Source organism: Streptomyces sp. CNB091 (genome assembly GCF_000377965.1).
Genome location: NZ_KB898991.1, coordinates 142,377 through 165,528 on the forward strand (window position 1 = coordinate 142,377; position 23,152 = coordinate 165,528).

The 23,152-nt window shown below is 71.6% G+C and carries 25 protein-coding genes; 17 read left to right on the forward strand and 8 right to left on the reverse strand.

Annotation, left to right across the window (positions count from 1 at the left end; genetic code table 11):
• Positions 1 to 67: 67 nt before the first annotated feature.
• From D581_RS0104590 to hutH, 5 genes are all read left to right on the forward strand, one after another.
• Positions 68 to 937 carry a biotin--[acetyl-CoA-carboxylase] ligase gene (locus D581_RS0104590; RefSeq protein ID WP_020679169.1) on the forward strand — a complete coding sequence of 290 codons (870 nt, stop codon included), beginning with the start codon at positions 68 to 70 and terminating at the stop codon, positions 935 to 937.
• A 178-nt stretch (positions 938 to 1,115) separates the two neighbouring features.
• On the forward strand, positions 1,116 to 2,315 hold the full coding sequence (locus D581_RS0104595; RefSeq protein WP_018956057.1) for an adenylate/guanylate cyclase domain-containing protein: 1,200 nt from the start codon (positions 1,116 to 1,118) through the stop codon (positions 2,313 to 2,315).
• 167 nt (positions 2,316 to 2,482) lie between these two features.
• Complete coding sequence (locus D581_RS0104600; RefSeq protein WP_007458812.1) at positions 2,483 to 3,295, forward strand: enoyl-CoA hydratase/isomerase family protein; 813 nt, start codon at positions 2,483 to 2,485, stop codon at positions 3,293 to 3,295.
• Between the two features lie 103 nt (positions 3,296 to 3,398).
• Entirely contained in the window at positions 3,399 to 4,553 is a 1,155-nt protein-coding gene (locus D581_RS0104605; RefSeq protein ID WP_018956058.1) for a GGDEF domain-containing protein, read from the forward strand.
• A gap of 219 nt (positions 4,554 to 4,772) precedes the next feature.
• Positions 4,773 to 6,323 (forward strand): histidine ammonia-lyase, encoded by a 1,551-nt coding sequence (gene hutH / locus D581_RS0104610; RefSeq protein ID WP_026290203.1) that lies wholly within the window; start codon positions 4,773 to 4,775, stop codon positions 6,321 to 6,323.
• 127 nt (positions 6,324 to 6,450) lie between these two features.
• Here the strand turns inward: hutH and D581_RS0104615 are convergent, their stop codons facing one another.
• Positions 6,451 to 6,762, reverse strand: a complete 312-nt coding sequence (locus D581_RS0104615; RefSeq protein ID WP_018956060.1) for a hypothetical protein — start codon at positions 6,760 to 6,762, stop codon at positions 6,451 to 6,453.
• Between the two features lie 108 nt (positions 6,763 to 6,870).
• On the opposite strand from D581_RS0104615, the gene D581_RS0104620 reads away from it, so the two are divergent.
• Complete coding sequence (locus D581_RS0104620; RefSeq protein WP_486585795.1) at positions 6,871 to 7,320, forward strand: hypothetical protein; 450 nt, start codon at positions 6,871 to 6,873, stop codon at positions 7,318 to 7,320.
• 235 nt (positions 7,321 to 7,555) lie between these two features.
• Entirely contained in the window at positions 7,556 to 8,824 is a 1,269-nt protein-coding gene (locus D581_RS0104625) for an Ig-like domain-containing protein (RefSeq protein WP_018956062.1), read from the forward strand.
• Between the two features lie 96 nt (positions 8,825 to 8,920).
• Here the strand turns inward: D581_RS0104625 and D581_RS0104630 are convergent, their stop codons facing one another.
• Both D581_RS0104630 and D581_RS0104635 read right to left on the reverse strand, forming a co-directional pair.
• The gene (locus D581_RS0104630) at positions 8,921 to 9,487 is read right to left on the reverse strand and encodes an ATP-binding protein (protein ID WP_018956063.1); all 567 of its coding nucleotides are present in this window, start codon (positions 9,485 to 9,487) and stop codon (positions 8,921 to 8,923) included.
• On the reverse strand, positions 9,484 to 9,780 hold the full coding sequence (locus tag D581_RS0104635; protein ID WP_486585796.1) for a recombinase family protein: 297 nt from the start codon (positions 9,778 to 9,780) through the stop codon (positions 9,484 to 9,486). Before D581_RS0104635 ends, D581_RS0104630 begins: the two co-directional genes overlap by 4 nt.
• Positions 9,781 to 10,017: 237 nt before the next feature.
• Here D581_RS0104635 and D581_RS0104640 point away from each other — a divergent pair, with 237 nt between their 5' ends.
• Positions 10,018 to 10,902 (forward strand): helix-turn-helix domain-containing protein, encoded by an 885-nt coding sequence (locus D581_RS0104640; protein WP_026290204.1) that lies wholly within the window; start codon positions 10,018 to 10,020, stop codon positions 10,900 to 10,902.
• Positions 10,902 to 11,111, forward strand: coding sequence for a DUF397 domain-containing protein (locus D581_RS0104645; protein WP_020679170.1), 210 nt, complete (start codon positions 10,902 to 10,904; stop codon positions 11,109 to 11,111). The genes D581_RS0104640 and D581_RS0104645 overlap by 1 nt, the downstream gene beginning before the upstream one ends.
• A 294-nt stretch (positions 11,112 to 11,405) precedes the next feature.
• On the opposite strand, the gene D581_RS0104650 is transcribed toward D581_RS0104645, so the two are convergent.
• Positions 11,406 to 12,146, reverse strand: coding sequence for a Type 1 glutamine amidotransferase-like domain-containing protein (locus tag D581_RS0104650; RefSeq protein WP_026290205.1), 741 nt, complete (start codon positions 12,144 to 12,146; stop codon positions 11,406 to 11,408).
• Positions 12,147 to 12,301: 155 nt separating this feature from the next.
• On the opposite strand from D581_RS0104650, the gene D581_RS0104655 reads away from it, so the two are divergent.
• The 3 genes from D581_RS0104655 (at position 12,302) to D581_RS0104665 (ending at position 15,121) form a co-directional block, all read left to right on the forward strand.
• Entirely contained in the window at positions 12,302 to 13,789 is a 1,488-nt protein-coding gene (locus D581_RS0104655) for an alpha/beta hydrolase (RefSeq protein WP_026290206.1), read from the forward strand.
• 164 nt (positions 13,790 to 13,953) lie between these two features.
• Positions 13,954 to 14,763 carry an AAC(3) family N-acetyltransferase gene (locus D581_RS0104660; RefSeq protein ID WP_018956069.1) on the forward strand — a complete coding sequence of 270 codons (810 nt, stop codon included), beginning with the start codon at positions 13,954 to 13,956 and terminating at the stop codon, positions 14,761 to 14,763.
• 43 nt (positions 14,764 to 14,806) lie between these two features.
• Positions 14,807 to 15,121, forward strand: a complete 315-nt coding sequence (locus D581_RS0104665; RefSeq protein ID WP_469221575.1) for a hypothetical protein — start codon at positions 14,807 to 14,809, stop codon at positions 15,119 to 15,121.
• 38 nt (positions 15,122 to 15,159) lie between these two features.
• On the opposite strand, the gene D581_RS0104670 is transcribed toward D581_RS0104665, so the two are convergent.
• On the reverse strand, positions 15,160 to 15,609 hold the full coding sequence (locus D581_RS0104670) for an RDD family protein (RefSeq protein WP_018956071.1): 450 nt from the start codon (positions 15,607 to 15,609) through the stop codon (positions 15,160 to 15,162).
• Between the two features lie 522 nt (positions 15,610 to 16,131).
• Here D581_RS0104670 and D581_RS0104675 point away from each other — a divergent pair.
• From D581_RS0104675 to D581_RS0104690, 4 genes are all read left to right on the forward strand, one after another.
• A complete protein-coding gene (locus D581_RS0104675; protein WP_018956072.1) occupies positions 16,132 to 16,314 on the forward strand; it encodes a hypothetical protein in 183 nt (60 codons plus the stop codon).
• A gap of 334 nt (positions 16,315 to 16,648) precedes the next feature.
• A complete protein-coding gene (gdhA, locus tag D581_RS0104680) occupies positions 16,649 to 18,037 on the forward strand; it encodes an NADP-specific glutamate dehydrogenase (RefSeq protein ID WP_018956073.1) in 1,389 nt (462 codons plus the stop codon).
• A gap of 158 nt (positions 18,038 to 18,195) precedes the next feature.
• On the forward strand, positions 18,196 to 18,765 hold the full coding sequence (locus D581_RS0104685; RefSeq protein ID WP_018956074.1) for a hypothetical protein: 570 nt from the start codon (positions 18,196 to 18,198) through the stop codon (positions 18,763 to 18,765).
• Positions 18,766 to 18,899: 134 nt separating this feature from the next.
• Positions 18,900 to 19,370 (forward strand): helix-turn-helix domain-containing protein, encoded by a 471-nt coding sequence (locus D581_RS0104690; protein ID WP_026290208.1) that lies wholly within the window; start codon positions 18,900 to 18,902, stop codon positions 19,368 to 19,370.
• Between the two features lie 164 nt (positions 19,371 to 19,534).
• On the opposite strand, the gene D581_RS0104695 is transcribed toward D581_RS0104690, so the two are convergent.
• The gene (locus tag D581_RS0104695) at positions 19,535 to 20,449 is read right to left on the reverse strand and encodes an alpha/beta fold hydrolase (RefSeq protein WP_018956076.1); all 915 of its coding nucleotides are present in this window, start codon (positions 20,447 to 20,449) and stop codon (positions 19,535 to 19,537) included.
• A gap of 107 nt (positions 20,450 to 20,556) precedes the next feature.
• Between D581_RS0104695 and D581_RS0104700 the strand changes: the two genes are divergently transcribed.
• On the forward strand, positions 20,557 to 21,264 hold the full coding sequence (locus D581_RS0104700; RefSeq protein ID WP_018956077.1) for a TetR family transcriptional regulator: 708 nt from the start codon (positions 20,557 to 20,559) through the stop codon (positions 21,262 to 21,264).
• A gap of 42 nt (positions 21,265 to 21,306) precedes the next feature.
• Here the strand turns inward: D581_RS0104700 and msrA are convergent, their stop codons facing one another.
• A complete protein-coding gene (msrA, locus tag D581_RS0104705) occupies positions 21,307 to 21,972 on the reverse strand; it encodes a peptide-methionine (S)-S-oxide reductase MsrA (RefSeq protein ID WP_018956078.1) in 666 nt (221 codons plus the stop codon).
• 152 nt (positions 21,973 to 22,124) lie between these two features.
• Complete coding sequence (locus D581_RS0104710; protein ID WP_018956079.1) at positions 22,125 to 23,033, reverse strand: LysR family transcriptional regulator; 909 nt, start codon at positions 23,031 to 23,033, stop codon at positions 22,125 to 22,127.
• Positions 23,034 to 23,152: the final 119 nt, after the last annotated feature.

Below are 23,152 nucleotides of genomic sequence, written 5' to 3' on the forward strand. Positions count from 1 at the left end.
GACTCGTAGGGTATCGGCGCGCCTCCGGAAAGGCAGTGCGTCCTTTGCCACACCTAGGCTGGGTTGCATGACACCCCCGGATGCGCCACACAACCGCTGGTCGGACCTCGACCGGCCGCCCCTCAACGTGACCGCGCTGCGGCGCGGCCTGCTGCGGCCGGCCGCGTTGTGGACGTCGCTGGAGGTCGTGGAGTCCACCGGATCCACCAACACCGACCTCGCCGGGCGGGCCCGTGCCGGGGCGGCGGGCGAGGGCACGGTGCTGGTCGCCGAGGAGCAGACCGCCGGGCGCGGACGGCTGGAGCGGACCTGGACCGCACCGCCCCGCTCCGGGCTGTTCCTCTCGGTCCACCTGGAGCCAGGCGACATCCCCGTGGAGCGGTGGGGGTGGGTCCCGCTGCTGGCCGGGGTCGCCGCCGCGACCGGGCTCGCGAAGTCGGCGGGTGTCGACATGTCGCTGAAGTGGCCCAACGACCTGCTGGTCTCGGTGGAAGGGGAGGAACGCAAGACGGGCGGCATCCTCGGCGAGTTCGCCGGGGACGGCATCGTCGTCGGCCTGGGCATCAACGTCTCGCTCCGCGCCGACGAGCTGCCCGCCCCCACCGCCGGGTCGCTGGCGCTCGCCGGTGCGGTCTCCACCGACCGCGAGACCCTGCTGCGCGCCGTCCTGCGCTCGCTGGAGGACTGGTACGGCCGGTGGAAGGCGGCGGACGGCGACGCGGCCGCGAGCGGGCTCCAGGCCGCCTACGCGGCAGGCTGCGCGACGCTGGACCGGACCGTGCGGGCGGAGCTGCCGGGGGGTACGTCCCTGGTCGGCGATGCGGTCGCGATCGACGGGGACGGGCGTCTCGTCCTCTCCACCGAGGACGGTCTCCAGCGGCCGGTGTCGGCCGGTGACGTCGTCCACCTGCGGGGCGCCGCGGGCGGCCTGACCTGACCGGCCGGGCGCCCCCGGCGGGCGTACCGGTGGATACCGCGTATGCCTGAGATATCACGCGCGACGCACCGATGACGGACAACCAAGGACGTGAGCTGGGGCACACCTGCCGTATCGTTGAGGCGATCCAGCGACAGATCGGCAGGGCAGTGCGCAGGGAACGGGCAGGAGGCGGCTGGTGACCGTCGGCGACACGACGTCCGGCGCGGGTGAGGAGCCCGGGTCGGACTCCTCGGTCCACGCCACACCCCACCACGAGGTCGACCACACGGTGGAACCGACCGACGACCCCCTCGCCATCCGCCTCGAAGCGCTGATCCTGGGGGCCGACCGGCGCTACACGCCCTTCCAGGCGGCCCGCACCGCCGGGGTCTCCATGGACCTGGCCTCCCGGTTCTGGCGGGCCATGGGCTTCGCCGACATCGGCCAGGCCAAGGCGCTCACCGAGGCCGACGTGCTCGCCCTGCGACGGCTCGCCGGTCTCGTCGAGGCGGGGCTGCTCAGCGAGCCGATGGCGATCCAGGTCGCCCGCTCCACCGGGCAGACCACCGCCCGGCTGGCCGAGTGGCAGATCGACTCGTTCCTGGAGGGGCTTACCGAGCCGCCCGAGCCGGGCATGACCCGCACCGAGGTCACGTATCCGCTGGTCGAGCTGCTGCTCCCGGAGCTCCAGGAGTTCCTCGTCTACGTGTGGCGGCGCCAGCTCGCCGCCGCGACCGGCCGGGTCGTGCAGGCCGCCGACGACGAGGAGATGGTCGACCGTCGGCTCGCCGTCGGCTTCGCCGACCTGGTCGGTTTCACCCGGCTGACCCGACGGCTGGAGGAGGAGGAGCTCGGCGAACTGGTCGAGTCCTTCGAGACGACCGCCGCCGACCTGGTCGCCGCGCACGGCGGCCGGCTCATCAAGACCCTCGGCGACGAGGTCCTCTTCGCCGCCGACGACGCGGGCACCGCCGCCGAGATAGCGCTCCGGCTGATCGAGGCCATGGCCCAGGACGAGACGATGCCCGCCCTGCGCGTCGGCATCGCCTTCGGCACGGTCACCACCCGGATGGGCGACGTCTTCGGCACCACGGTGAACCTCGCCAGCCGGCTCACCTCGATAGCGCCGAAGGACGCCGTCCTGGTCGACGGGGCGTTCGCCAAGGAGCTGGTCCGGCACGGCGACGCCCCGGAGTCCGAGGCGCAGGCCGCCGAGGCCGTCGCGGCCGCCGCCGAACGGGCCCGGGTCGCCGAGAAGGAGGGCCGCGAGCCCGACGACGAGCCGCCGCTGCCGACTTACCGCTTCGGGCTCCAGCCGATGTGGCAGCGCCCGGTGCGCGGGCTCGGCGTGGTGGAGCCGTGGCTGCTGGCCCGGCGGGGGAAGACCGGCTCCTGAGCGCGGCCCGCCCCCGTCGCGCCCCTGCCGTCACGCCTTCGTCGTCACGCTTCCGTCCCGGTCGACACATCCCGGTCCCGTCCCGCCCTGTCGGGGGCGGGCACGTCCTGTCTAGGATCCGTGACGGTAACGCTCGTTAACAGGCCGTCCATGACAGGGGAGCAGCCATGACCGTCACGTCCGAGCAGCGGTACGGGGAGTTCGTCGTCGTACGACGGCACGAGGGGCAGGACCACGTCGCCGAGCTGGTCCTCGACCGGCCGAAGGCCATGAACGCCGTCTCCACCGACATGGCCCGTTCCATCGCCGCCGCCTGCGACGCGCTCGGCGCCGACCGGGACGTCCGGGCCACCGTTCTGACCTCCAGCCATGAGCGGGCCTTCTGCGTGGGCGCGGACCTCAAGGAGCGCAACTCCTTCACCGACGCCGACCTCGTACGTCAGCGGCCCACCGCCCGCGCCGCCTACACCGGGGTTCTGGAGCTGCCGATGCCGGTGATCGCCGCCGTGCACGGCTTCGCCCTCGGCGGCGGCTTCGAACTCGCCCTCGCCTGCGATGTGATCGTCGCCGACGCCACCGCCGTGGTCGGGCTGCCCGAGGTGTCCGTGGGCGTCATCCCGGGCGGCGGCGGTACGCAGCTGCTGCCGCGCCGGGTGGGGGCGGCGCGCGCCGCCGAGCTGGTGTTCAGCGCCCGCCGCGTCGAGGCCGCCGAGGCCCGCGAGCTGGGGCTGGTCGACGAGCTGGTCGAGGCGGGCCGGGACCGTGAGGAGGCCCTCGCGCTGGGCGGCCGGATCGCCGCCAACTCGCCGGTCGGGCTGCGTGCGGCCAAGAAGGCGCTCCGGCTGGGGCAGGGGCTCGACCTGCGGGCGGGCCTGGAGGTGGAGGACGCGGCCTGGCGGTCGGTGGCCTTCTCCGGGGACCGGGCGGAGGGCGTGGCCGCGTTCAACGAGAAGCGGCGCCCCGACTGGCCCGGCGAGTGAACGGACCGCCTGTTACGCAGAGTGAGTGCGCGGCTGGAGAATAGTTGAAATTAGTTACGCTTCAAACTGATCAAAAAGGAACAAATTTACATAAGCTGTAGCAATGGGTGGTGACGATGAGCGGCTGCGGGCCGTGGTTTCGCTTGCGCAGACCATGGCCGCGGCCTACACGCCGCGTGAATCGTGGCGGGCGGCGGCGCTGGGCGCCTGCGAGGCGCTGAGCGGCAGTTTCGCCGCGCTCTCCGTGTGGGAGCGGGACCGGGGCAGACTGCGGGTGCTGGTGAACGCGGGCCAACGGGCCGAGGGGGAGGAGGAGTTCCCCGAGGAGGAGGCCTACCCGGTCCATGAGTTCCCGGAGATCACCGAGTTCCTGCACGAGCGCTGGGCGGGCGGCGGTGAGCCCGACGCCTGGGTGGAGACCGCCGACGGGCAGCCCGGTGCGGGCGGTCCGGCGCGCGGCGCCCGCCCGTACTGCCACCAGCGGGTCGCGGCGCTCCGGCGGCGCGGCCGGGGCTGCTGCGTGGTCGCGCCGATCGTGCTGCACGGCCGGGCGTGGGGCGAGCTGTATGTGGCGCGGCCGGCCGGGCAGCCCGTCTTCGACCGGGCCGACGCGGACTTCGCGACCGTGCTCGCCGCCGTCGTGGCCTCCGGGATCGCCCAGACCGAGCGCCTGGAGGAGGTCCGCAAGCTGGCCTTCACCGATCCGCTGACCGGTCTGGCGAACCGCCGCGCGGTCGATATCCGGCTCGACGAGGCCGTCGAGCGGCACCGGGTCGACGACACGGTCGTCAGCCTCGTCGTCTGCGATCTGAACGGCCTCAAGGCGGTGAACGACACCCACGGCCACGCGGTCGGCGACCGTCTGCTGGAACGTTTCGGCTCCGTGCTGTCGCTGTGCGGGGCGATGCTGCCGGAGGCGCTGGCGGCCCGGCTGGGCGGCGATGAGTTCTGTCTGCTGGCGGCGGGCCCCCCGGCCGACGCGGTGGTCGGCGTCGCCACCGAGCTGTGCGACCGGGCGGCGGTGATCGAGCTGGGCGACGGGGTCGCCTGCGGGGTCGCCTCCACCGGCGACCCGATCGGCCCGGTGCGTTCGGCCCGCAGGCTCTTCCGGCTCGCGGACGCCGCCCAGTACCGGGCCAAGGCCGCGCGGTCGCTGGGCCCGGTGGTGGCCGGGCGGGACGGCGAGGTCATCCGGCTCGCGGACTCCCCGCCGAAGTCCGCGCACGACCGCCGCAGGCTGCGCGGCAACAGGCCGTGACTCCGGGTGCGCCGCCGCGTTCGGGGTGAGCGCGGGCGCGCCCCGGTGCGGTGGCGCATCGTCTCGGCGCGCGGGGGAGGTGCGTCGGGTCTCCGTGCGGTGAGGCGCGTCGGGCGTTCGCGCGGCGGGCAGCCGCTCACGTATCCACGCTTGTCCCGTAAGGGGCCCTGGGCGGCACCACTAGTGACATGAAGGCTTTCAATACGTACGCTGCTGAATATGGATATGCACACTGTTGTGGTGGGGACGTCCGGAACCACCGCCGAGGACGTCGTCGCCGTGGCCCGCCACGGCGCCCGGGTCGAGCTCTCCGCCGCCGCCGTGGAGGCCCTGGCCGCCGCCCGTCTCGTCGTGGACGCGCTCGCCGCCAAGCCCGAGCCGGTCTACGGCGTCTCCACCGGCTTCGGCGCCCTCGCCAGCCGCCACATCGGCCCGGAGCTGCGGGCGCGGCTCCAGCGCAACATCGTCCGCTCCCACGCGGCCGGCATGGGCCCCCGCGTCGAGCGCGAGGTCGTCCGCGCGCTGATGTTCCTCCGGCTGAAGACGGTCGCCTCCGGCCACACCGGCGTGCGCCCCGAGGTCGCGCAGACCATGGCCGACGTACTGAACGCGGGCATCACGCCCGTCGTCCACGAATACGGCTCGCTCGGCTGCTCCGGCGACCTCGCCCCGCTGTCGCACTGTGCGCTCACCCTGATGGGCGAGGGTGACGCGGAGGGCCCCGACGGCACCGTCCGCCCGGCCGGCGAACTCCTCGCCGCGCACGGCATCACCCCGGTCGAGCTCCGTGAGAAGGAGGGCCTGGCCCTCCTCAACGGCACCGACGGCATGCTCGGCATGCTGGTCATGGCCCTCGCCGACCTGAAGAACCTCTACACCTCGGCCGACATCACCGCCGCCCTCTCCCTGGAGGCCCTGCTCGGCACGGACAAGGTCCTCGCCCCCGAGCTGCACGCCATCCGCCCGCACCCCGGCCAGGGCGTCAGCGCGGACAACATGGCGCGGGTGCTGGCCGGTTCCGGCCTGACGGGTCATCATCAGGACGACGCGCCCCGGGTCCAGGACGCCTACTCGGTGCGCTGCGCCCCCCAGGTCAACGGCGCGGGCCGCGACACCCTCGACTACGCGGCCGTCGTCGCGGGCCGCGAACTGGCTTCTTCCGTCGACAACCCGGTGGTGCTCCCCGACGGGCGGGTCGAGTCCAACGGCAACTTCCACGGGGCGCCCGTCGCGTATGTCCTGGACTTCCTCGCGATCGTCGCCGCCGACCTCGGCTCGATCTGCGAACGCCGCACCGACCGGCTGCTCGACAAGAACCGCTCGCACGGTCTGCCGCCGTTCCTCGCGGACGACGCCGGGGTCGACTCGGGCCTGATGATCGCCCAGTACACCCAGGCCGCCCTGGTCAGCGAGATGAAGCGGCTCGCGGTCCCCGCCTCCACCGACTCCATCCCGTCCTCCGCGATGCAGGAGGACCACGTGTCCATGGGCTGGTCCGCCGCGCGCAAACTCCGTACGGCCGTGGACAACCTGGCCCGGATCGTCGCCGTCGAGCTGTACGCCGCGACCCGCGCCGTCGAGATCCGCGCCGCCCAGGGCCTGACCCCCGCCCCCGCCTCGCAGGCGGCCGTGGACGCGCTGCGGGCCGCCGGCGCCGAGGGCCCGGGCCCGGACCGCTTCCTCGCACCGGACCTGGCCGCCGCCGACACGTTCGTACGGGAGGGGCGCCTGGTCGCCGCCGTGGAGCCGGTCACGGGCCCGCTGGCCTGAGCCGGCCCCGTGCGTACGTATGCATGGAGGAGCCATTGCGTACGTATGCACGGAAGAGCCCGTGCGTACGGAAGAGAGGGCTCCCGCGCCATCGTCGCGGGAGCCCTCTCGGGTACGTACGGAATGCTCAGAGCGCCGGGCGGGCCCCGGACCCGGCGCGCCGCACCGAGTACGTGACGAAGCCCGCGCCGAGGCCCAACAGGGCTGTGCCGCCGATGAGATACGGCGTGGTGTCCGGGCCCGGCCCGGTGTCGGCGAGGAGCGCGCCGGAGGCGTCGGGGCTTCCGGCGGGCTGTTCGGCGGCTCGGCCGGACGCGGCGGCCGGAGTGCCCTGGACGCCGTTCTCACCGGTCGCGTTGGCCGACGGGACGAACCAGAGAGCGGCCAGAAGCGTGCCTGCGGCGGTGGCGGTCAGCAGTGTGCGACGAGTGACTGACACAGATTCGATCCCCTTGCGACAACCATGAGTTAGCCCCGTGGGCCGATGCTAAGCAAAGCAGCGGGTCGGTGGAAAGTCGCGGCCTCGCCGGGCCTTACGCTCCGGCCTATGAGCACAGAAGAGACATCCAGGTTTGTTCGGCTTCGCGTGGAGATGGTGCTGGAGGTCACCGACCTCGACGCGCTGACCGGTACCGCCCTCGAATCCATCGCCGCCGAGTACGGGGAGCCCGTCGCGGCGGTCGCCGGGAGCGACACCGCCGAGGAGCGGATGCATGCGGAGGCCACGGTCCGGGCAGACGGTGCGGAGGCCCTCGCCTCGCTGGTCGATCCCTTCGACCTGGTCAGCGAGGTGCCCGGGGTCGAGCTGGCCCAGGCCTCCTGGAGCAGCGAAGGCATCGAGTACGACCCCGACGCGGAGGGCTGGGACGGCGCGGACGACGGCGACGAGGACCTCTTCCTGCCGCCGGACGGGGACGAGGAGGAGGGGTACGGCGACGCGGTCGCGCACAATGGAACGAACGACGGCGAGGACGGTGGCCCCGCGCAGCGGGCGTGACCTGTGAGGACACCGGCCCCGGCCCCGCTCACCGGCGGGACCGGGGCCGTGCCGGGCGCCGGCGGAAAGAGAGGCCGGGGCGCGGGAACCACCGCTGCCGGGGCCGCGTCGATGAGTGGTGTTCCCCACATCTGTCATGGATGTGGAACGGAGCACCCTTTCCGGGTGTTCTTGGAACATTGACGGGGAATAGCGGCCTGGCGGCCCCGTCCGGGGATTTTGGGGATCGGCGACGATGGAGAAGCGTGTGATGACGGACAGCAAGCGGCACAGGGGCCTCATGGCCATGTCCGCACTGCTCGGCGGCGTGCTGGTGCTTTCCGCCTGTAGCGACGACGGCGACAAGGGCGGCAAGACGAACGCCGGGAGCTCGGAGTCGTCGCAGAAGGAGGTCGACAAGGCGGCAGCCGCGGACGCCTCCGAGGCACAGATAGCGATCAAGCCGAAGAACGGCGCGACCAACGCCAGCATCAACAACGCCGCCCAGGTCACCGTCGCCAAGGGCAAGCTGACCAAGGTCGTCATGACCACGGCGGCCGGCGACCCGGTCGAGGGCACGTTGGCGGCCGACGGGTCCAGCTGGAAGCCGGCGGGCCAGCTGGAGCGCTCCACCACGTACAAGATCGACGCCACGGCGGCCGACTCGAAGGGCCGCGAGGCCCACGAGAACAGCTCCTTCACCACGGTCTCGCCCGACAACAGCTTCATCGGGAACTTCACCCCCGAGGACGGTTCCACGGTCGGCGTCGGGATGCCCGTCTCGATCAACTTCAACAAGGCGATCACGGACAAGAAGGCCGTCCAGGCCGGCATCACCGTGACCTCCAGCAGCGGCCAGGAAGTCGTCGGCCACTGGTTCAACTCCCAGCGCCTGGATCTGCGCCCGGAGGACTACTGGAAGGGCGGCTCCACCGTCACCCTGAAGCTGGCCCTCGACGGCGTCGAGGGCGCGGACGGCGTCTTCGGCGTCCAGCAGAAGAGCGTGACCTTCAAGGTCGGCCGTAACCAGGTCTCCACCGTCGACGTGAAGTCCAAGACGATGACGGTCGCCCGCGACGGCAAGACGATCAAGACGATCCCGATCTCCGCGGGCTCGCCCGAGAACCCCACGTACAACGGTCAGATGGTGATCTCCGAGAAGCACAAGGAGACCCGGATGAACGGCGCCACCGTCGGCTTCACCGATGACGACGGCAAGGGCGAGTACGACATCAAGGACGTGCCGCACGCCATGCGCCTGTCCACGTCGGGCACCTTCATCCACGGCAACTACTGGGGCAAGGGCATCTTCGGCAACGCCAACACCAGCCACGGCTGCGTGGGCCTCGCCGATGTGCAGGGTGCGAACGACTCCAGCGCGCCCGGCGCCTGGTTCTACGACAACTCCCTCGTCGGCGACGTGGTCATCGTCAAGAACTCCCCGGACAAGACCATCACCCCGGACAACGGCCTCAACGGCTGGAACATGAGCTGGGCCGAGTGGACGGCCGGCTCCCAGGCCTGATCCTTCCCCCGCCGTTCCTTCTCGGCACCCCCGTCCCGCCCGAAGGCGGCGGTCCTGGCAGACTCCGGGGCCGCCGCCTTCGGCGTGTCCGGTGCCCTATAACGCTGAGTCCAGCCCTGTGAGGACGCGGCGGAGGAGCATGGCATCGGGCCCTGTCGCCGCCGACGGCGGGGCCGTGAGGCACCCGGTCTCCTGGCGCCGTGGCAGCGGCGGCCGTACGCCCAGCTCGGCCCACACCGCCTTCCCGCTCCCGGCGCGGAAGGAACCCCAGCGCCGTGCGAGCTGTCGTACGAGGAACAGCCCGCGCCCGTCCTCGGCGTCGTCGCCGGCACGCCTGAGCGCGGGGGGCTCGCTCGATACGTCCCACACCTCGACGACGACGCTGTCCCGCAGGCCGACAAGACGGACGTGGACGAGGTCGAGCCGCTCCAGCTCGCCCCACGTCGGCTTCTCGGCCACCACTCCGGTGATCGTGATGGCGTTGGTGACCAGCTCCGAGGCGACGAGCAGGACGTCGTCCTCGATGAGAGCCGTATGCCACTTGGAGAGAGCGAACCGCAGGAAGTGACGGGAGGCCGAGACGGCCGACTGCGCGGCAGTCAGGGAGAGTTGGTCGACGAAGCGCACGTGCTCCGGCTGGTAGGGCACCTCCTGGCGCGTCATGAGCAGTCGTCCAAGCTGATGACTTCCGCGCCGCCGGTGGCGTACGAGAGGTGCGTGAGCATGGCGTTCTGGAGCGACCGGTTGAGCGCCAGCTCCCGGTAGGACGGTACGACCACGTGCTTGGCTTCGGCGCGCTTGACCGCCTCAACCAGCTCCGTGAACGCGGACTGCGCTCCCGGTACGTACTCGTGGAACACGGTCGCCAGGTGGAAGCCGTTGCTCTCGGCGTACGTGGTGAGGTCGTCCTGTTTCTGCTTCGCCTCCTGGTCGCTCATGTCGTCGGGCACACGCATGTAGCCAAAGATCAGCGGGTTCATCGCGCTCGGTCCCCTCACTAGGGCGTGATCACTCAAAGTGCTCGCGCCCGTCCTGTAGGTAACCGAGTGAAGCACTGGAGCATTCGAATATGCAGCACTCCAGATTGGAAATCGTGAATTCGATTTCTCGAACAAATATCCCCTATTCCATAATGGCGATCCTCAGGCTTCCATTCCGGATGTAAGGTGGGTTGCAGATCGGAGGCACATCAAGTGGTGGAAGCGGCAAGCGGTTCGACAGTGCCCCGCCGTCAACTGGGGCGACATCTGCGTGAGCTGCGCAATCGCGCGCGGCTGACCGTGCGCGCGGCGTCGACGGCCCTGGAGTGGTCGGATCAGAAGATCTGGCGCATCGAAACGGGCCAGACTTCGATGCGCAGCCTGGATGTTGAGGCCATGTGTCGTGCGTACGGTGCTGACGCCGAGTTGACCATGGGCCTGATGGGGCTGGCCAAGGAGACCAAGAACCGGGGATGGTGGCACGCCTACGGCGACGTGATCCCGGAGGGTTTCGACCTCTTCATCGGGCTGGAGGGGGCGGCGGCAAGTCTGCGTCAGTACATCAAGGACCTGGTGCCGGGTCTCGTGCAGACGGAGGACTACGCCCGAGCGCTGATCCGGGAGGGCACCCATGACGTCGACCGCGATGAGATCGAGCGACGGGTACATGTCCGAATGGCGCGACAGGAGTTGCTGACCAGGGTGACCAGCCCGCCCACCTTGGAACTGGCGCTTGGTGAAGCGGTGCTCCGCCAACCGGTCGGCGGAGGCGAAGTAATGGCTCGTCAGTTGCACCGCCTGGCCGAGACGATGGAACTGCCGAACGTCTCATTGCGGGTCGTGCCGTTCGCGGCAGGTCTGCACTATGGCCTCGTGTCGGGGCCGTTCACACTCTTGCGCTTTCCCGTCAACGGCGACGGACAGCCGATGGAGCCGCCCACCGTCTACATGGAGGGCTTCACCGGTGACCTGTACCTCGACAAACCGCAGGAGATCGAGCGGTACGACCAGGCGTTCACTTCCATCTGGGGAGCCGCTCTGGATCACAAGGGCACCCAGAACATCCTTCGGCAAGCGGCAAAGGAGTTTTCCCGATGATGAGCGCGGATCTGACAGGCGCGGTATGGCGTAAGTCCAGCCGCTCACAGAACAACGCCACCTGCGTCGAGGTCGCGTTCCTCGGCGACGGCCGCGTAGCCATGCGCGATACGAAGGACCAGGGCAACGGCCCCGCTCTCGTCTTCACCTCCGGCGAGTGGGCCGCGTTCGCAGGCGGCGTCGTGGGCGGCGAGTTCATGCGGTCGTAGTACGAGCCCCGCACGCAGCCCCGCAAGCGCCCGGCACGTCGTCTCCGCCGGGCGCTTCGCCGTGCCCGCCCGCCATGCCTTACTGAGCGCATGCGATAGGAGAAGAGGACCGAGAGAGCCAGGATCAGAGCCGTGCAGACCCTGATCTCGCTGGCCGTTCTCGCCGCTTCACCCGTGTTGTTGATGGCGGGAGAGCCGATCCGCTCGAATGGCTCTGCCGGCCGACAGAGGCACTGACCCGTCTCATCGGACGCCGAGGTCAGGGCGGCAAGGTGGATACCTCGCCCGACGCGTTCAGAGCCGTAGCGGCGGCAACCGGCGAGGCTCTATGCGGTCCTCAACAGCTGAGTCCCCTTCGCGCACGACTACATAGGCACCCTTCCCGGGTACTTCTGTGACAGCTTCAGCCAGCTCGGTGCCGCGGTAGACCAGGCCCACCCCGTCATCGGTGCAGTGCGTCACCGGCAAGGTGCCCTCGGCGACGAGCCTATGGACCATCGGACGGCGGCCCTCGTCGGTGTCGTAGTGCACGCCGTTGCCGTACGGCAGAAAGCCGAGGGCGTTCGTGACCGGCTGGAGCGCAGGTCCGAAGGAGTCAGTGGCACCTCCCTGGAACCAGCAGATCGACCCCGCGCTGACCCCGCTGAGTACGACGCCGGCATCCCACGCCCGCCGCATGACACGGTCCAGCCCGTGGACTCGCCACACGGCCAACAGGTTCGCCACCGAGCCACCCATGACCCAGACGACATCCTGATCAAGTACCGCACCCTCGATGTCATCAAGGTTGGGCATCGGGAAGAGATGAAGTGGTGTCAGGTCGAACCCGGCAACCCGGGCAGCCTCGGTCATGCGTGATGTGAAGTGCTCAGCATCGCCAATGGCCGTCCCGACGTACATGATGCGGGGGCGGCGTCCGTGCACTCCTGACAGTTCGACCGCGTGGTGCACCAACGCATCAAACATCACCATCGTGCGGCCACCCGCACGATGCCCACCCGACGTGGCGACGATGGTGGGCTCCGAGGCAGTCATGGAACGAGACCCTATCGGCCCTGAGCGGCCCCCTGCCCGACCCGGAGAAACCCCTGACAGAGGAACCGTATCGGCGACAGCGCACCTAACGTGACGAGAGTGCCCCCGGCCGGGTGCGCACGCCTGGAACAACCGCTCTCTGCACAGGAGGATTCATGTTATCCAGAGGAAGATCCGCACTGCGGGGCGTCGCCGCACGCGGCATGGCCATGGCCCTGGGAGCGACCACGGTCGTCAGCGCCGGCCTCGCCGCCGCTCCCGTGGTTCACGCGTCGCCGGCCGCCGCCACCGGGGTGCTGCGATGGGCGCCGTGTGACGCCGCGACGAAGCCGGGAGCCGAGTGCGCCACTCTTTCGGTGCCGGTCGACTGGGCCCGTCCCGACGGGCCGAGACTTGACCTGGCCGTGGCCCGCCGCCAGGCCGCCGAACCCGGCGCACGCGTCGGCTCGATGGTGTTCGGCCCCGGTGGGCCGGGCGACTCGGGGGTAGGGATGGTGGTCGGAAACATCAGCCGGTTCAGCCCCGAGGTCCGCCGCAGGTTCGACATCGTCAGCTTCGACCCGCGTGGGGTGGGCGGCAGCAACCCGGTGGTCTGCTCCGGCGAGCTGCTTGCGGAGCGCCCGTCACCTGAGCTGAGAAGCCAGGCGGACTTCGACGCCACCCTGGCGTACAGCAGGCGGCTCCGCGACGATTGCCGGGTCCGTACCGGCCCGGTGTTCGACCACCTCGACACCGCCCAGACGGTCCGGGACCTGGACGCTCTCCGGGCCGCCCTCGGCGAGCGGAAGCTGACCTTTCACGGCAGTTCGTACGGCACGCTGCTCGGGGCACAGTACGCCGAGACCTATCCGCGCCGCGTGCGCGCGATGGTGCTGGAGAGCGTCCTGGACCACAGCGTCCGGACCACCCGTGGCTTCCTGCGGTCCGAGGCGGCCACGGCGGAGGACTCGTTCCGGGAGTTCGTGAAGTGGTGCGACGGCGCCGCGGACTGCGCGCTGCACGGTCGCGACGTACGCGCCGTCTGGCGGGGCCTGTTGGACCGGGCCGGGCGCGGTGAGCTGGAGGACCCGGCGAAGCCGGGCATCTCGCTGTCGCTTTCGGACCTGGTCAACAAGATCGCGTTCCGGAAGTTCTACTCGGCCGACTACACGGGCTTGGCCACGGAGATCGCGCGTATGCACGCGAGCGAGCCGCTGCCAGCCTCGCCCACCTCGATCATGCCGCTGCCGCTCGCCACGCCGGTCTTCTGCTCCGACTGGCGCCTGCCCGTGCGCGACTACCAGGAGTACGCCTCACTCGTCTCCCTGATGAGTAACACCGCGCCCGACCTGCCCTACCTGCTTCCGATCCACATGATCGCGGCGTGTCTGGGCGCGCCGACCGCCAACCCGCAGCACCGGCTGCGCGTGGACGGCGCACCGCCGATCCTGGTGTCCAACGCGCTGCACGACCCCGCCACCGGCTACGCGTGGGCGGTCTCGGTGGCCCGGCAGCTCGGCCGCAGCGGCGTGCTTCTCACCTACGAGGGCCACGGCCACGGCAGCGTCACCAGCGGCCCCTGCATGGAAGACGCGGTGGACAGCTACCTCACGGATCTGGCGATCCCGTCACGGGGAACGAGCTGCCCCGCTGTGTCCTTCTGACAGCTGGCCGGTCCGGATCCGCCTGGGGAAGGCGAATCCGGTGGGAGGACGGTTGTGGCGACGCGGTTCGGGCCTCGGCAGACCGCGGCCGTCCAACTCCACGTGCGGAGACGGCCCGGAAATCCTGTGGTGCGGCGGCCGTATGGCCAGGACACTGGGCGACCATGCCTCCCAAAGCCTCGACCGGCCCGCTGTGCACACGCGATTCGCTCGCCTCGGACCTGCGCGCGCTCGGACTGAAGCCGGGCGAGACGGTCCTGGTGCACTCCTCCCTCAGCTCGCTCGGCTGGGTCTGCGGCGGTCCCGTTGCCGTCGTCATGGCACTGCTCGACGTTCTCGGCGACGAGGGGACCCTGGTCGTTCCCACGCACTCGGGAAACAACTCCGATCCGGCGTACTGGGAGAGCCGGCCCGTGCCCGAGGCGTGGTGGGCGGACATTCGTGCGGCGATGCCGCCCTTCGACGCGCGCACCACACCCACCCTCGGCGTCGGTGTGGTCCCGGAGACCGTCCGGACCTGGCCGGGCGCTCTCCGCAGCCGCCATCCGCAGACGTCCTTCGCCGCCGTGGGTCCGCGCGCCGCCGACATCGTGGACGGCCACGCGCTCGACTGCCGGCTCGGTGAACGCAGCCCCCTCGCACGGCTCGAGGAGCACGGAGCGCGGATCCTTCTCCTGGGCACGGACTTCGCGTCGTGTACGGCGTTTCACCTTGCCGAATACCGCATTCCGGGGATCGAGGCCGACAACTCCTTCGCGGTCATGACCGCCCAGGGCCGCCGTTGGAGGACGGTGCGCGACACCGCGATCTCCGACGACCGCTTCGATGATCTGGGGGCGGCCCTCGAGAGGGACGAGGCGGTGGTCAGCGGAGAAGTCGGCGGTGCCGTGGGCCGCTTGTTCGGACTGGCCGAAGCGGTTGCCTACGCCGAGGAGTGGCTCGCCGGGCATCGGCCGCGTGCCGCCAGGGTCTGACCGCCGCGTTCCTCGTAACCCGGTTCGTGGAACACTCCGGCAGGTGTCTCACTGGATAAGCTGGATAACAGCGCGCCGCCTGGGTGCCGCCGCCGCCCTGTACGCCGTCTTCGTCTGCGGTTGGTACCTCGGTCAGCCTCTCCCTCGTGTCGGCTGCCACGATGAACCGCCGGCCGCGTTCGACGAGCCGATGACGATTGGGGAACCCGGGGACTTCTCCGACGGCTTCACCCGAGCGGCCCGCGACGTCGGGCAGGTCGTCACCTCCGATCTCGTCTCGATCAGCGTGATCGCCCAGTGCGACCCGTACACCGCCGACCCCCGCCTCGTCGCCTGGATCATCGGCGACTGGCGCTGAAGGGAAGGCTTCTCACCTGAAGGTTCGACGGAGCGGGCTCACTCCGTACGCCCCCGCATCGCCGCCCGGTACGACCGCAGATCGCTGCGCCGGACCTGGCGTACCCCCGCGAGGTCCTCGGACGTCTCAGCGCGGCGGCCCGGGGCCCTGCCGGGGGCTTCGGCCGCCGCCGGGCCGCGGAGCAGGTGCCAGGGCCGGCTCGGCAGCCAGAGGAGCCCGTACAGCCAGCGTCGCACCAGCAGGCGGAATCCCGGCCTCCCCGCGTCGGGCAGCCGGATCACCCGAACCCCCATGATCAGCTTTCCGGCGCTCGCCCGGACGGCCATCGTCAGCAGCACCTGGTTGGCGAACGACAGCGTGACCAACTGGACGACCAGCAGGGCGACCGCGTTTCCCGTCCCGCCCGAGTTCAGGCAGGACCGCACCAGGAGTCCGACGGCCAGCAGGCACAGGTAACTGTCGAGGCCGACCGCCAGGTAGCGCCGCATGTCCCCCGTGCCCCTGGGGACGCGCGGCTGCCCCCGGGGCACGGGGGTGGGGTACGCGGAGCGGGCGTACGCCGGATACGCCGCCCGGGGAAGCGTGTCCCCCCGCGGTGACCGGCCCGCTGTCGTGGGCGGGACCGGCCGGGGCCGAGCGGCGCCGACTCCGGCCCGGCGTACGCCGTACAGCGCCCGTAACTCGTCAGGAGGCTGCCCTCGCCGACGCCCCCGCGGCTTCGTCATGGGGGCATCATGACTGATCGTCAGGCGGGGTGTCCTTGTTCCTGACGGGTAACTCCGCTGCCCGGCGTTGTTTTCACGGGACCATTACGGTTGCCGCCCGCCGGCCGCACGCGCGCCTTCCCGGCGGCCCGGTCCATGGTCCCGTTCGGTCCCGGCCCGTGCCGCCCGCCCGCTCGCGGGGCGGGGGTTCAGCCTGCTGCACCCCGATACGGGGGCCCGCTCCCTCCTCGCGGCGCGCCCCGGCCGACAGGCTGGAGGCATCACCGAACACGGAGGAATCCCGTCATGAAGTCCTTGCTCTGGCTCGTCCTGTCCGCCGCCCTCGTCGCCAACGTCTTCCTCGGCTTCGCGGTCGACAGGAACGGCCTCGAAGCAGCCCTGAGCATCGTCTCGGGCGTGGCCGTGCTCGCCTCCGGCGCCGGGCTCTGGGTGCTGCGAGGCCCCCGCGAGAGCCGATCCGAAATGTGATCTCGGCCTCCCGGAGGGGGCCGTAGGGCTGTGGCTCCGAGCCGGGCGGTCCGCCCGGAACCCTGGACCGGGCCTGCTCAGGGCCTGGCGCGGCGGTCCAGGCGCTGAGCAAAACGGCTGATCATGGCCAATATATGGATGGTCCTCGAAGATCATCGGGCCGCACGGGACAATCGGATCGTACGACGGTCCCGCGCATCACCCTGCCGGGCGTCGGCCGCGTGGTCCTCCCGGGAGGGAGCCCACGGGGCTCCGGCGGGGGAGGCGGACCGATGGCGCTCCCCGGGGCGGGGACGTCGACGCGAACGAGCCGACCACGGAAGGTCCTGATCAGATGCCGGTCATCCCCGACTCGCCCGACTCCACCCGCACGCACGATGCCGCGGCCCGCGTCATCGAGCCGCTCTACGCCGAGATCCTGCGCCGCAACCAGGGTGAGAAGGAGTTCCACCAGGCGGTCCGCGAGGTCCTGGAGACGCTCGGGCCGGTGCTCACCCAGCGCCCCGAGTTCATCGACGCGCGCATCATCGAGCGCGTGTGCGAGCCCGAGCGCCAGCTGATCTTCCGCGTGCCGTGGTCGGACGACTCCGGCGACATCCACGTCAACCGCGGCTTCCGGGTGGAGTTCTCCAGCTCGCTCGGCCCCTACAAGGGCGGCCTGCGCTTCCACCCCTCGGTCAACCTCGGCATCGTGAAGTTCCTCGGCTTCGAGCAGATCTTCAAGAACGCCCTCACCGGCATGCCCATCGGCGGCGGCAAGGGCGGCGCGGACTTCGACCCCAAGGGGCGGTCCGACGCCGAGATCATGCGGTTCTGCCAGTCCTTCATGACCGAACTCCACCGTCACCTGGGGGAGTACACCGACGTCCCGGCCGGTGACATCGGCGTGGGCGGCCGCGAGATCGGCTACCTCTTCGGCCAGTACAAGCGGATCACCAACCGTTACGAGTCCGGCGTCCTCACCGGCAAGGGCCTCGGCTGGGGCGGCGCACAGGCCCGTACGGAGGCCACCGGCTACGGCACGGTCCTGTTCACCGCCGAGATGCTGCGCAGCCGGGGCGAGTCGCTGGAAGGCCAGACCGTCGCGGTCTCCGGCTCCGGCAACGTGGCCATCTACGCGGTCGAGAAGGCCCAGCAGCTCGGCGCGACCGTGGTGACCTGCTCGGACTCCAGCGGCTACGTCGTCGACGAGAAGGGCATCGACCTCGCCCTCCTCAAGGAGATCAAGGAGGCCGGCCGGGGCCGGGTCTCGGAGTACGCCGAACGGCGCGGCGCGCACGCCCGATTCGTCCCCGGTACGGGGGTGTGGTCGGTCCCCGTGGACGTGGCCCTGCCCTGTGCGACCCAGAACGAACTCCACGAGGCCGACGCACTGGACCTCGTGCGCAACGGGGTCAAGGCGGTCGCGGAGGGCGCCAACATGCCCACCACGCCGGAGGCGGTCCGGGTGTTCCAGGAGGCGGGCGTCGCCTTCGCCCCCGGCAAGGCGGCCAACGCGGGCGGGGTCGCGACGAGCGCGCTGGAGATGCAGCAGAACGCGTCCCGGGACTCGTGGACCTTCTCCCACACCGAGGAGCGGCTCGCCGAGATCATGCGGCACATCCACGACTCCTGCTACACGACCGCCGAGCGGTACGGCAGCCCCGGCAACTACGTGGTGGGCGCGAACATCGCGGGCTTCGAACTGGTCGCGGACGCGATGCTGGCGCAGGGTCTGATCTGATCCGACCGTACGTGGCGAGGCGCCGGCGCCGATGTGGTCCCCGCCGGAACCGCTCCCCCGCGCGGGTGAGGCCGCCAGGCGCGGTCTCCCCCGGGCGGGGGAGCGGGTTGGCTCGCTCGGGGGATTCCACGTCGTGCCTGCTCCGCGAGGGTGGAGTCATGACATCGAAGATCCTGCACCGGCCCCCGTCCGTCAGTGACACCGAGCGGCCCGTTCCGCGCTGGGCCATGCGCCTGGCCTACGCGTTACCGCTGCTTCTGCTGCCGGCGTGCCTGTGGCGGCTGCCCTTCGCTGTGCACTTCACGATGGGGCAGGAGCCTCAGGAGGGCAGCCTGCCTGCCTACTGGCTGAGCATCCCGTATGTTCTCGGGCTCAGCGTGCTGACGGAAGTGGTCGCGATCCTGACCATCGGGCTGGTCCGGGGCTGGGGAGAGGTGGCGCCCGCCTGGATACCGTTCATCGGCGGCAGACGCGTCCGGCCGATGGCGGCCGTCGTCCCCGCCGTCCTCGGCGGCCTGATCCTCACCTTCCTGTTCACCGCCGTCCCGCTGGGCGGCGGTCGCGACCTCACCCTGTACGGCGTCGTCGACTCCATCGGGTACTCCAACGGAGCCTGGGAGGCTCTGGCGACGGTGTGCGTCACTCCCATTGCCGCTTGGGGGCCCATCACCATCGCCCTCGCGATTGCCTACTACCGGCGTCGAACCGCCGTCGCCGTCGCGGGGTGAGTGGGCATCGTCTCCTCGAACCCTCCGCCCCCCGGTGCCGGTGGTCTGTCACGCGACTTCGCCACCAGCAGATCCGCCCGGAGCGCAACGCCCGACCCGTGCCGGGGCGGCGTCGCGCTCCTAGGCTGGGGACGGTGAGCATCCGAGCGACGAACCAGGCCGACGTGATCCCTCTGCGCCCGCTCCCGGCGGCGGCCTCCTCGGCGGTCCCGGCTCTCCCCCGGGAGCCGCTCTGGCGTGACCTCGTCGGGGAGGTGCTGCGCCGCGAACGCCAGGCCCAGGGGCGGACGTTGAAGGACGTCGCCGAGGCGGCCCGTATCTCCATGCCGTATCTCTCCGAGGTGGAGCGGGGGCTCAAGGAGGCCTCCTCGGAGGTGCTGGCCGCCGCGGCCCAGGCGCTCGGCCTGCGCCTTGCCGACGTCCTGGCGCTGGCGGGGGAGCGGCTGGTCAGCCTCACGGCCGCGCGGTTCCGGCCGGGTTCGCTCGGGTCGAGTGCGGCCGATGACCGGCGGTCCGTGCGGTCGGCCGGTCCGGCGGGTTCGGCGGGTTCGGTCGGTGCGATGCGCCCGTCGGGCCCGGTGGGCGGCGTGCTGCTGGCCGCCTGACCCGAAGGGACGTTGCGCGGTCGTCTGCCCCAAGAGGGCGATACGCGGTGGCTCGCCCCCCGGGGGTGTTGCGTGCCGTCGCCTGACCCGGGAGGGCCGGTACACGGGGCCATGGGACCCGGGGGAGGGCCGGTACGCGGAGCCGTCGGGCCCGGGGAGGCCCGTTACGGTCGGTCGTCGGCCCTCGCGGCCCGGTCCGCGAGGGCCCGTACCTCGGCGGCGACGGCGGTGTGCCGCTCGCGCGGGATGTCGTGGCCGACCCCGGGCTGGACGACGAGCCGGGCGTCGTGGATCGCCGCGGCGGTGGCCCGGCCCGCGGAAGGCTTGAGCAGCGGGTCGTCCGTGCCGTGCAGCACCAGTGCGGGGACGCGCAGTTCGGCCAGGGACGGGCCGTGCCAGGGCGCCCCGATCTGGCGGGACTGGGCGTCCGGGTCGGCGATGCTGGTGTCCACGTCGGCGGTGATCCGCTCCAGGGCCTCCGCCTCGTCGAACGGGTAGCCGGGCGAGGCGACGAGCCGGGCCACCGCGAGCCCGACCGCGATCCGCTCCTCCCGGTCCCGGGCGGGCTTGATGCGGGCGAACTTCGCGAGCGTGCCGAGCCGCAGATGGCGGAAGGCTCCCAGCCCGCCCACATCGCTGGGAAGCGCGGCGGACGAGGTGAGCGTGCGCACCCGGCCCGGGTGGCGCAGCGCGACGCGCTGGGCGACGACACCGCCCAGCGACTGCCCGAAGACGTGGGCCGACTCCCAGCCGAGCGCGTCCATGACCGCGACGGCGTCGTCGGCCATGTCCTCGGCGGTGTAGGCCGCGCCGCGGCCGGCGGCCAGGGCGGCGAAGGGGTTGCCCCGGGCGGTGCGCTTCGGTACCCGGGTGGACTCTCCCGCGTCCCGCTGGTCGTAGCGGGCGACGGCGAATCCGGCGTCGGCGAAGGCCGCGCACAGCTCCCCGGGCCACCAGTGCCGGGAGACCGCGAGACCCATCACCAGCAGCAGCGGTTCACCGTCCGCGCCCTCCTGGAGACGGTCGTAGGCGAGCTCGACCGCGCCGTTGCGGGCGAAGCGGCGTTCGGTCCAGGTCATGTCGGGCTCCTCCGGTGGATGGTGATACTGCGAACATCGTTCGCGGTATTAGACTACAGCCAGTTCCGGAGCCCGGACGAGGGCGCCCTGAGGGAAGGTGGCGGACCGTGGCCGATCGCGAGACCCGGCCGACGAACGTCTGGTCACGCCCCGAGCGGGGCGCGCGGGGCCCCGCACCCGAACGGAGCCGCCCCCAGATCACGGCGGCGGCCATCGCCCTCGCCGACGCGGAGGGCCTGGCGGCCGTGTCGATGCGCGCGCTCGCGCAGCGGCTCGGTACGGGGCCCGCCTCGCTCTACCGCTACGTGGGGAGCCGGGACGAGCTGCTGGACCTCATGGCGGACGCGGTCGCGGGCGAACTGGACCTCTCCGGCGCCACGGGCGGTGACTGGCTGGACGAACTCGTCGGCCTGGCCCTCCAGTCCAGGGACGCGCACATCCGGCACCCGTGGCTGGCCGATCTGAACGACCGGCGCGGCGAGGTGCTGGGCCCGCACGCGATCGACTACCTCGACCACACGCTCGGGATCCTGGCCCCCGTGCCGGGCACCGCCGGAGAGAAGCTGGAGGCCATCGGCCTCCTCGGGGCCCTGGCCGTTCTCTTCGCCCGCCGCGCGACCGGCGCGACGGGCGGCGGCGACCGGACCGCCCAGGCGGCCCACCTGGCCGCCGTCGCCGCCGAGGGCCGCCACCCGCACCTGCTCGCCGCCCTCACCTCGGCCGGCGCACCGCCGGCCGACCGGGACGCCCTGTTCGTCACGCTGTTGCGGCGACTGCTTCCGGCGATGCTCGGCGAAGGGGCGGCGGAGGCGTAGGGCGGTGGAGGCGCAGGGCGGTGGAGGAGTAGGACCCCGGGATCAGCCCTCGACCGGGGCCACGCCGATCGGGCAGGAGACGCCCGTGCCGCCGATGCCGCAGTAGCCGCCCGGATTCTTGTCCAGGTACTGCTGGTGGTACGCCTCCGCCGGCCAGAAGGGGCGGCCATCGGCCGGGAGGATCTCCGTGGTGATCTCCTTGTGGCCCGACGCCGTCAGGACCTTCTGGTACGCCTCGCGGGAGGCGTCGGCGGCGGCGGCCTGGGCGGGGGAGTGGGTGTAGATCGCGGAGCGGTACTGGGTGCCCACGTCGTTGCCCTGGCGGAAGCCCTGGGTCGGGTTGTGCGACTCCCAGAAGAGCTTCAGCAGCTCCGTGTACGGGACGACGGCCGGGTCGAAGACCACGCGTACCGCCTCCGTGTGGCCGGTCAGGCCCGAGCAGGCCTCCTCGTACGAGGGGTTCTCCGTGTAGCCGCCCTGGTAGCCGACGAGCGTCGTCCAGACGCCTTCGGTCTGCCAGAACTTCCGCTCCGCACCCCAGAAACAGCCCAGCGCGAAGTCCGCCACCTCCAGGCCTTCCGGATACGGGCCCACCAGCGGGTTGCCGAGGACCGTGTGGCGGGAGGGGACGGTGAATTCGGGGACGGGGCGGCCGCGCAGGGCCTGCTCCGGGGTGGGGAGCTCGGGGGTGCGGTGGTTCAGGAACATGCGGGGGCTCCTCCGGGGGTCGGTGTTCGGTACGTACAACACGGGAGCGGCCGCCGGGATTCCGGGGCGGGGCGGGGCAGGGGCCGGGGCACCGGGACTGGGGCTCCGGGGCCGGGGCACCAGGGCCGGGGCCCGGGTTCCCGCCCGGCCGTTCATCCGGCCGCTGCGGCATCCTCGGCGACGTCCGCCAGCGCCCGTGCGAAACCCAGTGTCCGGGCCGTCTCGTGGTTCCGGTGCCACACCAGCGCGAGCGAGGAGTCCGGGAGACCGGTCACCGGGACGAAGGCCACCGCGTGGCTGCCGTAGTAGTCCGCCGTCGGGTCGCACAGCAGCATCGCGCCCCGGTCCGCCCGCACCAGGGCCAACCCCTCCTGCAGACTGCTCACCGTCGGCCCGGCCGGAATCGCACGGCCGCCGGGTGTGACGGCCGGGGCCTGGGCCAGCCGCCAGTACTCCGGGGCCGCCCCGGCGACGCCGATGAGCGGGCAGCCCGCCAGGTCCTCGGCGTCGATGCCGGGGCGGCGCGCGTACGGGTGCCGGTCGGAGACGGCGAGGGTCAGCGGCCGGGTGGAGAAGACCGGGCCGAGCGTCAACGCGTCGTCCAGGACCGGCGTCAGCACCACCGCTGCGTCCACCTCGCCCCGGCGCACCGCGCCGAACGGGTCGGAGAGCGGGATCTCCACGATCTCGGCGGCGCAGTCGGGATGCCCGTCCCGGAAGGCCGTGACCGCCCGCAGGAACGAGTCGTTCGCCGTGCCCTGGAAGCCGACCCGGAACACGCCGCCCAGACCCCGCGCCACCTCCCGCACCTCGTCGATCGTCGTGACGATCGCGTCGAAGGCGGGACGCAGACCCGTGTGGAGCTGTTCGCCGAGCGGGGTGAGCCGGACCCGGCGGCTCGTGCGGTCGACCAGTCGGCCGCCGATCCGGCTCTCCAGGGCTCGCAGCAGCTGGCTGATCCGGCTCTGCGAGAGGTAGAGGCGCTCTCCGGCCCGTCCGAAGTGCAGCTCCTCGGCCAGCGCGAGGAACGCCTCCAGCTCCCGGATCTCCGGGTTGCTCATGTGTCCCCCGCCTCCCTGGCCCGGATCTGGTCCGGATCCGGTCCGGGTCGATGAGTCCAGCTCATAGAAGGATGAGAGTTCGGCCGTTGTTCCCGGCCTCGGCCCCCGATTGGCTGGGG

Excerpts from the sequence above, each read along its gene's own strand:
- msrA (WP_018956078.1), bottom strand. The coding sequence starts at position 21,972 with ATGTTCCTGAACCACCGCACCCCCGAGCTCCCCACCCCGGAGCAGGCC.
- D581_RS0104645 (WP_020679170.1), top strand. The coding sequence starts at position 10,902 with ATGAGCGCGGATCTGACAGGCGCGGTATGGCGTAAGTCCAGCCGCTCA.
- D581_RS0104605 (WP_018956058.1), top strand. The coding sequence starts at position 3,399 with ATGGGTGGTGACGATGAGCGGCTGCGGGCCGTGGTTTCGCTTGCGCAG.
- D581_RS0104590 (WP_020679169.1), top strand. The coding sequence starts at position 68 with ATGACACCCCCGGATGCGCCACACAACCGCTGGTCGGACCTCGACCGG.
- hutH (WP_026290203.1), top strand. The coding sequence starts at position 4,773 with ATGGATATGCACACTGTTGTGGTGGGGACGTCCGGAACCACCGCCGAG.
- D581_RS0104675 (WP_018956072.1), top strand. The coding sequence starts at position 16,132 with ATGAAGTCCTTGCTCTGGCTCGTCCTGTCCGCCGCCCTCGTCGCCAAC.
- D581_RS0104655 (WP_026290206.1), top strand. The coding sequence starts at position 12,302 with ATGTTATCCAGAGGAAGATCCGCACTGCGGGGCGTCGCCGCACGCGGC.
- D581_RS0104650 (WP_026290205.1), bottom strand. The coding sequence starts at position 12,146 with ATGACTGCCTCGGAGCCCACCATCGTCGCCACGTCGGGTGGGCATCGT.
- gdhA (WP_018956073.1), top strand. The coding sequence starts at position 16,649 with ATGCCGGTCATCCCCGACTCGCCCGACTCCACCCGCACGCACGATGCC.
- D581_RS0104660 (WP_018956069.1), top strand. The coding sequence starts at position 13,954 with ATGCCTCCCAAAGCCTCGACCGGCCCGCTGTGCACACGCGATTCGCTC.
- D581_RS0104620 (WP_486585795.1), top strand. The coding sequence starts at position 6,871 with ATGAGCACAGAAGAGACATCCAGGTTTGTTCGGCTTCGCGTGGAGATG.
- D581_RS0104625 (WP_018956062.1), top strand. The coding sequence starts at position 7,556 with ATGGAGAAGCGTGTGATGACGGACAGCAAGCGGCACAGGGGCCTCATG.
- D581_RS0104600 (WP_007458812.1), top strand. The coding sequence starts at position 2,483 with ATGACCGTCACGTCCGAGCAGCGGTACGGGGAGTTCGTCGTCGTACGA.
- D581_RS0104630 (WP_018956063.1), bottom strand. The coding sequence starts at position 9,487 with ATGACGCGCCAGGAGGTGCCCTACCAGCCGGAGCACGTGCGCTTCGTC.
- D581_RS0104695 (WP_018956076.1), bottom strand. The coding sequence starts at position 20,449 with ATGACCTGGACCGAACGCCGCTTCGCCCGCAACGGCGCGGTCGAGCTC.
- D581_RS0104670 (WP_018956071.1), bottom strand. The coding sequence starts at position 15,609 with ATGCGGCGCTACCTGGCGGTCGGCCTCGACAGTTACCTGTGCCTGCTG.
- D581_RS0104710 (WP_018956079.1), bottom strand. The coding sequence starts at position 23,033 with ATGAGCAACCCGGAGATCCGGGAGCTGGAGGCGTTCCTCGCGCTGGCC.
- D581_RS0104635 (WP_486585796.1), bottom strand. The coding sequence starts at position 9,780 with ATGCGTGTGCCCGACGACATGAGCGACCAGGAGGCGAAGCAGAAACAG.
- D581_RS0104685 (WP_018956074.1), top strand. The coding sequence starts at position 18,196 with ATGACATCGAAGATCCTGCACCGGCCCCCGTCCGTCAGTGACACCGAG.